This window comes from Runella sp. R0.1_18 (genome assembly GCF_057652155.1).
Window position 1 is genome coordinate 44,270 of the sequence record NZ_JBYFCK010000032.1, and the last position, 12,572, is coordinate 56,841.

A 12,572-nucleotide genomic window follows, 5' to 3' on the forward strand; every position below is an offset into this window, starting at 1 on the left:
CGTTAGTAAAAATAACGAATTGTTTTTTTACCTTACTTTAAAAACACATAATCGTCAATTGAGACGAGCAACCGTTAAAACTACCTACCACAATAAGGTGATTTGTGGGTGAGTAGTGATTAATAATTTTGTGTAAATAAAAGTAAAACTAAAGACAAAAATATGCAATCAGTTGACTATCAGCAAATTACTCCCCCCACGGAAAGTGCAACACACGTGCCGTTTGTATTGTGTTTATCTTCCTACATCACCTAAACCAATCATCCCTTAACCTTTCACAGCCATGAGCACCATCATGCCCAATGAACGTTATTTTCACTACAACGGCCAGCGCATCTCTTACCGAGAAGCCGAAGTACTGTTGGCCTGTGCCCAAGGCTTGACGATTGAGCAAACGGCCGACAAACTTTTCATTAGCCCTAGTACCATCAAACGCCACCGTGAAAACCTCCGCTTGCGTTTTTCGTTACAAGGATACAGTACTTTAGTGTGTTTTGCTAGTAAATTAGAACCCGAACTTGAAAAATGGGTAAAGTAGCCCATTGACATTTTTAGTAAAAACCCCACCTTCGTATCAACCAAACTCAATACGCGCGGTGGGGGCGGGAAAATGAATTAATTAAACTAATACTCATAAATCTATGAAAATTACTTCAAAACATAAAGTAACATTCTTAAGCGTTTTAACCATTATTTCATTAGTGGCTAATACTATGAGTAGTGCTTGTGAATGTATGAAAATAAAGTTACTGCTGTATATGATACTAAAAATGACATTGTTTATTGCGGTACTCCAGGTAATTTCAGTTGTTGCACTCCAAAAGCACCACAGGAGAAGTAAGCATAAAAGTGGCTTTACTTCGTCTTTTTAATTTTTCACTTTCATCTTAAATCGCAAATGTATGAAAAAAATCAAGTTTGTTTTTCCGATGATTACAAGTTTAGTTATGGCAACGATAATAGAGGCTACCTCTTGTCCTGATTCTCAAAATCAAGCCCGCGCCCATTTTAATCCACGAACCTACGAATTTATGTATCCGGGTCAGGCGGTATCAATTTGCTGTTACACTCCTCCTCCCTGCGAGCAGTAGAGTTTAATGAGTTAAACTTTATACAAAACCTTAATGTAAATAACTGTGATACGAGTTTATTACATTTAAAATCTTGTGTCACAGTTTACTCTATATTATGTACAAATCATATTTATAATATGCCTTTCAATAAAGCAACCTTTTACATTTATAAAACCTACACATCTGCTATTTTTTTGTGTATATATACTCTTTTGTTTTCTTGTGGAAAAGAAGAAAGCGTCATTGATGAGAATTTGCCTACTTACGAACTGGCTATTATAGACTCCATAAGATTAGATATAATAGGTGATTATAGAATAGCCCATTATAGCGATTCACTAAAGTATTATCTTGGAGTTGCCGACCGAACTGGCGATATTGTTATATTTAAAGCAAATGGTGAAATAATAACTAAATTCAACAAAATAGGAGAATATCACGATGCTATTGGCGAATATGTACTTGGAGCATCCTTCTACAACACTTCAGAAATTGTGCTTTTAGGTAAACGAGGGCTTTTTTTTTATAGCCTTGACGGAACCTTAAAGCGAAAAATAACTCGTTCAACCAAAGGGGTTGTTGCAATAACTAATCAGTTTAAATTAGAACCTATTGCTATCCAAAGAAAAAAATACATAGCTTGTGTTTTAGAAACTTCTGTTTTTAATCAACTGGGTACTAAGTCAACACCGAAATTCTACGAATTGTCAAAATTAGTCACATTGATTGATTTAGAAGAAAAAAGTTTCAAGGAAGTAATAAGTTATCCGAAAGAAGGATTGTTCAGAGGTCAAAAATGGTATTATGACCAAGACAAACCTATTTTTGATTATTCCCCTGAAGATTCTTCCTTCTATTTTCTATTTGGTTGTGAAAATAAACTTTACAGATTTCATGGAGATGATTTTACCACCTGCTACAAAACTGCAACGACCAATCCTACACATATGCAAGTATTGTCAGGTGAAAATTTTGCAATAAATCCTCCCCAAGAAAACATTCTGAAATACACCTTCATGTCGGGATTTTATAGTGATATTTTTAAAGTAAGAGATACTATATATACCACTTACTGTTCTGGAATTTCGAAAGACAAAGTAGACCATAATTTAAGCATGCAAGAGTATATTAGTTTATATAAACAGTTTAATAAACACTATTTACAAGTATTCTTAAAAAATAAAAAAGTATGCACAGATATAGCTATTCCTAACAAAGCTGCCTATATTGATCATATTACTTCAAACGGTACTATTCTCCTTCACAGAAATAAACTTTTACTGACGGAAGATACCAATTATGATTTATTTTATATTGCCAAATTGTCTAAAAAATGAAACACACCTTTTTGATTTTTATTTTAATATTTATTGTTAGTTGCGGTGGGTCTGATAAAGAAACACTATTAAACAAGATTAGCAATATTACTAAGTGTAAACAGAAAAAATTCTACGTTATTATTATCAGTGACTCCGATTGCTCTTCTTGTATAGAAAATGTCATCAAAAAAGCATCAAAATTAAACGCTTCAGAAGTATATGGAATTTACTTTACAGATTCCAAGATAAATCACGAATTCTCAGGGCATATTGAACACATAATAAATCAAAAAAAACTCCTTTTAAATGGATTAAAGATAATGATATATCATTAATGAATCTCTTATATAAAAATAGCGGCATAATTACAGGACCTTACCTCATCAAGGTTACTGAAAATGAAATTATAAACATAGATTTTTAAGTATGATAGCAAATGGCTTTGTTTCATCACTCGAAACCCATGCTCTGCATCTCCACAGACCTAAACAACGGAAAGAACCAATATCCCGAAACCTACTGATGGCTCTTTGACACACTATCAAGAACGTTTTGGAAAATTCACCAAGATACAAGACCACTGTGCAGGAAAAAGCTTACTTTCTTCATTGCAAGGAGACAACGCTATGGTGCATTTTTTGTACTGTCAATACAGTCAGCAAATCCCAACCCAAGCTCGAAAAATGGGTAAAGTAGCCCATTGACTTTCCTCCAATAATTTACGTCCTTGCAATTGAATGATACCGTACAACAGTACAACTCTTGTTTCACAAGCATTAGAGCTCTATGTTTCATAATTTTTTCATTAAAAAATTATTTATATTTTCTTTCCCACTACTCATAATTTCTTGCAGTAAAACCGAACAGCAAGGTATGAATAGTGACAGAATTTCAATTAATAAAATCAAGTCTATTTCTCTAAGCCTAGATTCAAAAAGCAGAAATTGGTCGAAAAACAACCAATACTACCTTGGGAACGACGGTCAACAAGATTTTATCTGTTTACTAAACTCACCCACTAACTCTTTACAATTCTACAACCTGAAGGGAGAAAAATTGAATGAAATAAAATTCAACACTGAGGGGCCTCAGGGTACGGGCATAATAAGTGGTTTTCTGTACATAAATCAAGATTCAATAGTTATTTTAAATTACCAAAAAAATCAACTTTTTTTATCCAATACAAAAGGAAAAATCATAAAAACTTATTCGCTTTATTCTACAGTCCAGAGTGACTACGCTTTGAGAGCTTGGTCGGAAGATGGGTCGGAAATTTTTCTCAAGAAAAATCACTTATTTTTACCTGCAATACCTTTTTTAAACTATCGTAAAAACCCCAAAGAGTACTATAATAAAGGCTTACTAGGAATAGACCTAGACTTGACTACTTCTTCGGTTCGGTTTCAGATTCCGTATCCGAATAAAGAACAGCTCATAGATAAACCACACACTACCCAAAGCATATATCCTAAATGTATCTCCAATCCTGCCTCAGGAAGCCTCATTTATTCATTTGGTATTGACCCATACGTGTACGAATACACTACGGATGGGGTATTGGTAAAAAAGCATTTCTTGGGAACCAAAAATACTGATGAAAAGGCAAAGCCGATGGAGAACAGAAAAGAACTAGAAGACCCCATTGAAGAAGCACTAAATTATACAAATAATTTGTGTTACGAAAGGTTATTTTTCGATAAGTTCGCCAACCTTTACTATCGAATCGTCAAACATAGCATTCCTTCCTCCAATGAATATACAAGAAAGGACTTTAACATGGGCAAAAAACCATGGTTTACCTATTCACTTATTATCGCAGACAATAATTTCAACATTTTAGACGAAATAACACTTAATAAAGATATTGGCTCTGGCGCATTTATTATTACCAAAGATGGCGTTTTAATTCAAAGAGAAAATGATGACGAGAACCACATGGTATTTGATTTGTATAAAATAGCAAAAAAATAGCTAATATCGTATTCCTAAACTATGCGCTTAATGAAACACCGATTGTTAATCGCCCTCGTTTCACTTGCTTCCTGCACCTCTTCTCAGCCCACCGAAGAGGAAACCAATACTGCCAAACCCTCTAGTAACGCCACGCCCGTAGTAACAACCCAAGCCGCCCAGCGCAAAACGTTTCGGTGGCTGTTGATGTCTAATGGCAAAGTGAGCCACCAAAGTGCGTCCAAAATCAACTTTGCCTCCAACGGTATTATCGCCCAGTTAACGATTCAAAACGGCTCGGTCGTTCGGGCGGGACAACTGCTGGCCCAACTCGAAAACCGTGAACAACAACTCGCCCTCCGCCAAGCCGAACTACAACTCGCCGAAGCCCGCATCGAAATCAACGACTTGCTTATCTCGCAAGGCGGGCGAAAGGCCGACAGTACTTCCGTCAAAGCCGATGTGTGGGCCTACATCAAGCTCCGCAGTGGTTACGAACGCGCCCTTTTGGCGGTTCAAAAAGCTAAAAATGACCTTGAAAACACTTATCTACGTGCTCCCTTTGCGGGAATAGTGGCCAATCTCAAAGCCAAACCTTTTACGCCAACTTCGACGGATTTTTGTACGCTTCTCAGCCAAACCGCCCCCATGGTGGAGTTTTCGGTGCTCGAAACCGAACTGATGGCGGTGCAAGTAGGCCAATTGGTCACAATTCAGCCCATTGCTTTGGGCGGGCGCAGTTACCGAGGACAGGTAGCCGAAATCAATCCCTTTGTGAGCGAGCAGGGGCTGGTACAAGTGAAGGCACGTCTCCAACAAGCCGACAAATACTTGTACGAAGGCATGAACGTGCGGGTGCAAGTGGAGAAAAGCATTCCCAACCAAATCGTCGTCCCAAAAACGGCAGTGGTGGAGCGTAGCAACCGCAAAGTGGTCTTTACCTACGCCACCGAAACCGACACCAGCGGCCTAGCGAAGTGGAATTATGTAAGCGTAGCCCACGAAAATGATACCGAAATTGCCCTTAGCGAAGGAATCAAAGCAGGGGACGTTGTCATTACCAACGGGAATTTGAACGTAGGGCACGTCGCGCGCGTGAGATTGAAGAAACCCTTAGACTAGACCTTGTATGCTTAAAAATAAAAAAATTATTCTCATTGAGCTTCAAAATGCCACACAACTGTACGCTTATTTTAGTGTTCTCCAAGCAGATGTATCTATGTATGAGGCTTGTACCCTCACCACGGCCCTCTCACTTAGTCTGGCAGCCCAGGCGGATTATGTCGTTGTTGAAGTAAACAACGAGACAAATATGGAACTAGCTCGTATGTTTGCCAAAAATGCCCCTCTTTCTCGCATCATTGTCATCACATCACAAAAAAAAGTCAAAGAAGTAGTCGCTACCAATATTCAGATTCACGCCCTCATCTCTGCTACCTATACTTTTGACGAGTTCCTTACCTGCTTTTGGCAATTGAGCGAAGGATACTTTTATTTTAGTAAAGAACTAGAATTGCCATTAAGAAGAGAGCAAGTAGCCTCTCCAACCCAACTTGACTTTTTTAAAACCCTAAGCCAACGCGAGCGAGAAGTAATTTCCCTTCTGTCAGAAGGGCTTACCAATCGTCAAATAAGCGAAAGTTTATTTATAAGTCCCGAAACTGTCAAAAATCACAAGAAGAACATTATCCAGAAACTTAATCTAACTAGCAACAATGATTTACTTCTGTTTGTCGGTAAGTTACCACAACTATGGAGAGAGCAATTAAAAATAGCCCAATAGGCTACTAACAATTGACCTTTTAGGGGATTGATTTAAGGAGTGATAACATTTTAAATTTGTATCGTTAAATCAAACCAATTAAATAACATGAAAAAAGTAATCAAAACTCAATTTTTAGCAGGGATAGCTATTTGTACCCTAGGAGCAGGATTAGTATTTACAAGCAATACCGCTAAAGCAGGTGACCATGTTGGATACAAAAAAGTATTTCTTCGTAACCACTGTAAATCAGACCCTTCTTATGTGTGCCGTCTGACAGATTATCCTGACATAACTGTTAAAATTTAGTTAATAATTTTTCAGCCCAGTTTTTCGTAGTTATTTATTAACTGGGCTGGTTTTAACCTATTCAATAATATGAAAAATAGAATAACATATATCGGCACATTTGTTCTAGCCTCAATAATGATGTACTTATTCACTTATCGTCCTGTAAGAGCAGGCGACTTTGTAGGAAAAAAAGTATTTCTAAAGCAAGATTGCAAATCAAATCCAGACTACATCTGCCATCTTAGAGGGGATAATACTCCTTCTCATAAATAAAAAACTACACACAGATACTTTGCTAAAGTAATGAGGCCGATTTTTTCAACAATGTTTCTTTTTTTATTGGGTTTTTCATTTTTTTCTTGTAATCATAATGATACAGAAGAAAAGACCAATATACTTCAATTAGCCTCTGATGAGGCTACTACTCAAAACTTTGAAAGTATCTGTGATACACTATTTTTTGAGCAACTAACAATGCCTGAATCCGTCCAGTTTGGCACTGTTACTACCTTGAAGAGAGAAGGAGATTTTACCTGTCTGCTATCGGTAAATACAAATTCACTAGTTTGCTTCAAGAAAAACCAATTTCGCTATCATTTAAATCGTATTGGGGGCGGCGTCGGCGAATACATGACCTTACATACATTCGCCATCGATACTCTTAAAAGCGAGCTTATTGTGTATGATCGGAGTCAATTTAAAGTTTGTTATTATGACTTGTCAAGTGGTGAATTTAAAAGAGAAAAGAAAGTCCAAAAATGGATATCGAATATTGAAATTTTATCAAGCGATACCCAAGTTATTACTTCTGATTATGGTGATGAAGATTATTTTCAAATAACTGACTGTGACTTTGATAAGCCATCCATCTCGCTAAAGACAGAATATCCTTTAATTACGGATGCTATTTTTGCTTCAAGTTTTAGTAAATCAGGCTCAGAGTTATATTTCGTTGAGCCATTTAATGAAGTAATATACAAGGTTTTACCTCAAGCAATTTCTCCTATCTTAAAGATTGATTTTGGAAAATATGTATTCCCTAGTAAAAATTGGAAATCAAGTGATACTGAATCAACAGAACAACGCCTTAGTAAAGGAGAATATGCGTTTATGGCTCACCTTCTGAGTATTGACAAACATTCTGTTCAGTTCTTTCATTACTTTACTCCAACTTCTTTTCATTTTGTCAATCACAGTTTAAAAACTGGCAAAACTATACAGCTAAAAAATGTATCAGAAGAAATTGAAGCAAACTCTATTCCCTTTCCAATAGCAGTTTATCAAAACACCTACCTCAAACCTGTTTATATTGAGGAGTTAGATAAAACAAAACCAACAGCTTGGTGGAATAAATTAGGAACTTGGCAAAAAGTACCTAAACAACTTGAAGCCAAAACTATTTTACTGTTAAATTATCGACTTAGCAAATGAAGTATTTTTTGACCTTTTCTATATTGGTACTGAGTACGTTGGTTATGGCTCAAACAAATGCCGTCAAAGGCAAAGTCGTTAACTCTAAAGGGCAAGGCGTCGCTTTTGCTACCCTGTTGAGCTTGTCGGATGCCAAAACGGGAACCGTAGCCCAAGAAGACGGTTCGTTTTCGTTAACCGTGGCCTCCTCAGTACAAGGACACAAAATTGTCGTTTCTGCCCTTGGCTATGCTGACACCACCCTCGTTTTAACCAAGGAAGATTTTACTTCATTTAAAACGCTACGCCTTAGCGAACGCCCCCTTTCATTACCCGAAGTAACCGTAAAAAGAAGCAAAGGAGCGACTTTTCTTTTGGGAGACCCTCAATTAGACCTTCTGAAATACTCGGAGGGGAAATATTATTTTGCCAAAGCCAGTCAATCGGGCGCAAGTGTAGGTACCGTTTTTTCGACTAAAAAACGGAAGGGTAAACTTGAAAGTATTTCGATTTTTATGGGCGAAACCCAGCCTGCCACCTACATCATGACGCTCTATGCGCTCAACGAACTTGGAGAGGACTATCGGCTATACCCCAAACAGCAGCTCGTTCCGATTATCAATCAGCCGATTTCGTTTACCACCACTAAAGTAGGCTGGCTTGACATTGAGCATTTGAACATCGAGTTACCAGCGGAAAACCTTGTGGTGTTAGTAAACAAAGTGACTCCAAGTCCCGCTCAAGAAAGCGCTAATAAAACCTTTGAATACCGCATTGGGCGGCAGTTTCCTAGAGGAATAGCCGCCCGTCATATTTATTTATTCGGAAACCAATACGCCGTTTTAGCAAAAAGAGATGATGTTTCAGCCATCTACGTTACGTGTCGTGAGTAATTGGACTCTCACAGTATGACACGCTTTCTCCTTCATCGCCCCGTGGGCGTTCTTATCATTACCCTTGCGCTGTCGGTGTTGGGGGTTATTGTGTTTCGGTTGCTGCCCGTGTCGCTGCTGCCCGATATTCCCGTACCCGAAATCACCGTCCAAGTCAACTACCCCGCTGCTGCCGCCCGCGAGTTGCAGCAATCGGTCGTGCTTCCGCTCAAAAATCAATTACTCCAAGTCAATCATTTAGAAGATATTGAGGCGGTTTCCCAAGACGGATTCGCGCTTTTAAAACTTCGGTTTGATTTTGGAACCGACATCCGACTGGCTTATGTTGAGACCAACGAAAAAATCGACGGAATTATCGCGCAGTTCCCGCGCGATATGGAACGCCCCAAAGTCATTAAGGCTGGTGCAAGCGACATCCCCGTTTTCCAACTCAACGTAGCCCCCAAAGACAATCCCCCCTCTCCAGAAAGGAGAGGGGCAGGGGGTGAGGTCGAACTCTCCGATTTTTGCCAAAACGTGCTCAAACGACGTATCGAACAACTGCCAGAAGTAGCACTCGTGGACGCTTCGGGCTTGTCACTCCCCCAAATTGTCGTTACACTGCAGCAAGATATACTGCAAAGCTTGGGCGTTTCGGAAGCCCAAATTGCCACTTTACTTCAACAAAACAACATCGACCTTGGTAACATTGCCGTCAAAGATGGACAATACCAATACAACATTCGGTTTTCGTCCGTGCTTCGAACTCCCCAAGACATTGAAAACATTACGTTTCGCGTGGGCGATAATAAGTCAATGACTAACGGCGGACGCTTGATACGTTTGGGAGAGTTGGTAAAGGTTTCGGTCAACGAACAACCCCAACAAGGTTTTTATACATTTAACGGGAAACGCGCCATTGCGCTTGCTATTATTAAACAATCGGATGCTCAGTTGCTCGAAATGAAGGCACAGCTCGACCAACTTCTAGCCCAATTTCAACGCGATTATCCCCAACTAGCATTTACCCTCTCGCAAGACCAAACCGAACTCCTCGACCTTTCTATCAACAACCTTATCAGTAACATTTTAACGGGGGCGTTGCTCACGTTTGTGATGATTTTTTTCTTCCTGCCCAACCCTCGCGTTCCTGTCTTGATTGGCATTGTAATTCCCGTTTCGCTCAGTATCACCTTTTTAGGATTTTACCTTCTCGGCTTGAGTATCAACATTGTTTCACTGGCAGGATTGGTTTTGGGAATTGGTGAAATCATCGACAGCGCCATTATTTTGATTGAAAACATTGAGGAAAAACGAGAACAGGGACTTCCGCTTGAACATGCTTGTGTGGATGGAGCAGAAGAAGTTATACGCCCTCTTTTTACTTCGGTTATGACCAATTCCGCCGTTTTTTTGCCCCTCATTTTTTTGAGTGGTCTGGCGGGAGCGTTGTTTTTTGACCAATCAGTTTCGGTTACTTTGGCCTTGGGGGTTTCGCTGCTTACTTCTTATACTTTGGTGCCTGTGTTGTATCGGTTGGCTTTTCGCTCAGCAAAAAGTTCGTCCACAGCGCAGGAAACGTGGCTCACCCGCCGAATCGAGCGAGTTTATAATGGCACGTTTAAGGTCGCTTTTCGTTTTCGGAAACTGGCTTGGGTGGCCGTTGTTAGCCTTATTGGAGCTGCCATAGTATCGGTTCAGCACCTCGAAAAACGCGGAATGCCCGCCATTAGTCGTAGCGAATTAGAAGTTAAAATTGACTGGAATGAACCGTTGAATGTGGAGCAAAATTACCAACGAGTGGCGGAATTGCTAAAGGGAGTTTCGTCGCTCTACGTCTGTAATTATGTGGGTCAGCAGCAGTTTTTACTGAACCGCCACTTACAACAATCACCCAATCAGACCACGCTTTACCTCAAAACCAAAGATGCGCAAGCATATCAACAGGCTTCAGCGTTAATCGCAAAGCGGCTTCGTCAGCAATATCCATCGGCGGTCGCGGCTATCAGGCCCGCCCAAAATGTCTTTGAACAATTGTTTGGTTCGCAAGCTCCGCCTCTTCAAATTCGGCTCTATACGACCCAAACCGATGGCACTCCCAGCCCCCAGCAGGCCGCAGCCGTTTACGACATTTTGACAAGGAATGGCCTAAAAACCAATCCCATTGCCCTACAAAAACGAATTGCGGTCAGTTTAGACCAAGAACGATTGTTACTTTACGGCATTACCCCTGAGCAGGCTTATCTCAGCCTAAAAACGCTCTTCAACGAAAATCAAGTAGGGCAGCTGCAAGCCGAGCAGAAATTCATTCCTATTGTTCTGGCGTCGCAAGCTTCCAATAAACTTGCCTCTACCTTCGTCTATAACCGCGAAAACCAACCTATTCCCCTTAAAGCACTTGTTCAGTTTCGTACGGTTGAGGATTATCGTCAATTTTATTTGGGAAAAGAAGGCAGTTACCTGCCTATGGATGTCGCATCGGCGCAATCCACCTTGAACACCATCCAGTCGTTAGAGCAGCTCCTCCGTCAGCTTCCTAATCTTCACTATCGTTTGGTCGGTGAGTATTTTCAAAACATCAAATACCTCAATGAATTGGCGTGGACGGTTCTGATTGCAGTTGCCTTGTTGTTTTGCATTCTTACGGCCCAATTTGAATCATTATTACAGCCGTTGATTGTGATGCTCACAGCCTTATTGGGCATTTCTGGAGCGATTTTCACCTTAGCACTATTTGGGGAAAGTTTGAACGCGCTCTCCATGATTGGCATAGTGGTGTTGATAGGTTTGATTGACAACGACTCCATCTTAAAGATTGACACCATGAACCGCGAACGTGCCAACATTGGGTTAATGGAGGCGATTCGATTGTCGGGTAAAAGAAGGCTAAAATCGCAATTGATGACCTACCTAACCACAGTTTTGGGACTATTTCCCGTTTTATTTTCGGGAGGTTTGGGAGCAGAACTTCAACGTCCGTTGGCACTGACGGTTATTGGGGGAATGACCGTGGGCGTCATTGCTTCCTGGACGATTATACCGTTGTTGTATTATTGGATTGCGCAACGCCAACAGCGTTAAAATAAACGGGTGGTGAGCAACTCGTTTTACCAATTTGCAATCTACTATTATTTTATTTTTTTACACTAAGTTTTTTTTAACTTTACCTTACCTTAGAACGGCCAAAATACTCTTAGCCGACAAGCAAAATAGGCTTTTCACTGTAACGATAGAGCACTTTTTTAACAAACCATACCATGAAAACTCTTTTTCTCACACTATTTATTATAACCTTTAAGGTTTTAGATACTTTTGGCAACAATGAAAGTTACCAAAAAGACAACCAATTTTCAAACCAAGATAGTGCACAAATCGAATCAACCATTCGGTTTGAAGTAAAAAACTTATCAGCTCCTTACATACTTTTAAATTACAGTTTAAATTATTTGACGAGTATTACCGACACTTTAATAATCAACAATGGAATATGCGAAAAGAAATACCGCTTTCCAAAATCAATGAATATGGAAGTGGTTGCCAATGGAATTGGCCGTAAAATATTCATTGTACCAGGCCATCAACTTACAGTAAGCATTGATATGAACAATAAAAAAAATGGGTTTGTATCTTTTCAATATCAAGGCGACTACAAAATCGCCAACGATTATTTACAAGAGATAAACACTACTAGCAGAATGCCACTTTTAAGAGATATAGGAAAAACTATAACGGATGAAGGTTATTTAACAAAAATAGAAACTCACTATAACAAGTTAGATTCGGTATATATCATTTATAAAAACCTGGTTAATTTATCATCAAATGAGTTAATGCAGTCTTTCTTCGCAACTGAAAAAACTGAATTAACTTATCATAGATTGGGAAGATTAATTAA

At 39.4% G+C, this 12,572-nt stretch carries 11 protein-coding genes; all 11 read left to right on the forward strand.

The genetic code is table 11. The features are described from left to right. The first annotated feature begins 283 nt into the window (after positions 1–283). A complete protein-coding gene (locus AC23P2_RS29175; protein WP_487776469.1) occupies positions 284–538 on the forward strand; it encodes a helix-turn-helix domain-containing protein in 255 nt (84 codons plus the stop codon). Between the two features lie 672 nt (positions 539–1,210). Then, a complete protein-coding gene (locus AC23P2_RS29180) occupies positions 1,211–2,410 on the forward strand; it encodes a hypothetical protein (RefSeq protein ID WP_487776470.1) in 1,200 nt (399 codons plus the stop codon). A gap of 512 nt (positions 2,411–2,922) precedes the next feature. Next, positions 2,923–3,096, forward strand: a complete 174-nt coding sequence (locus tag AC23P2_RS29185; protein WP_487776471.1) for a hypothetical protein — start codon at positions 2,923–2,925, stop codon at positions 3,094–3,096. A gap of 82 nt (positions 3,097–3,178) precedes the next feature. Next, complete coding sequence (locus AC23P2_RS29190) at positions 3,179–4,363, forward strand: DUF4221 family protein (protein WP_487776472.1); 1,185 nt, start codon at positions 3,179–3,181, stop codon at positions 4,361–4,363. Between the two features lie 30 nt (positions 4,364–4,393). Then, positions 4,394–5,464 (forward strand): efflux RND transporter periplasmic adaptor subunit, encoded by a 1,071-nt coding sequence (locus tag AC23P2_RS29195; RefSeq protein WP_487776473.1) that lies wholly within the window; start codon positions 4,394–4,396, stop codon positions 5,462–5,464. 7 nt (positions 5,465–5,471) lie between these two features. Continuing rightward, on the forward strand, positions 5,472–6,125 hold the full coding sequence (locus AC23P2_RS29200) for a response regulator transcription factor (RefSeq protein WP_487776474.1): 654 nt from the start codon (positions 5,472–5,474) through the stop codon (positions 6,123–6,125). A gap of 87 nt (positions 6,126–6,212) precedes the next feature. Beyond that, positions 6,213–6,413 (forward strand): hypothetical protein, encoded by a 201-nt coding sequence (locus AC23P2_RS29205; RefSeq protein ID WP_487776475.1) that lies wholly within the window; start codon positions 6,213–6,215, stop codon positions 6,411–6,413. A 306-nt stretch (positions 6,414–6,719) separates the two neighbouring features. Further along, positions 6,720–7,826, forward strand: a complete 1,107-nt coding sequence (locus AC23P2_RS29210) for a 6-bladed beta-propeller (protein ID WP_487776476.1) — start codon at positions 6,720–6,722, stop codon at positions 7,824–7,826. Then, entirely contained in the window at positions 7,823–8,698 is an 876-nt protein-coding gene (locus AC23P2_RS29215; RefSeq protein WP_487776477.1) for a carboxypeptidase-like regulatory domain-containing protein, read from the forward strand. The genes AC23P2_RS29210 and AC23P2_RS29215 overlap by 4 nt, the downstream gene beginning before the upstream one ends. Before the next feature lie 15 nt (positions 8,699–8,713). Next, positions 8,714–11,758: an efflux RND transporter permease subunit gene (locus AC23P2_RS29220; protein ID WP_487776478.1), complete on the forward strand. Its 3,045-nt coding sequence runs from the start codon at positions 8,714–8,716 to the stop codon at positions 11,756–11,758. A gap of 176 nt (positions 11,759–11,934) precedes the next feature. Continuing rightward, on the forward strand, positions 11,935–12,572 hold a 638-nt coding region (locus AC23P2_RS29225; RefSeq protein ID WP_487776479.1), incomplete at its 3' end, for a hypothetical protein.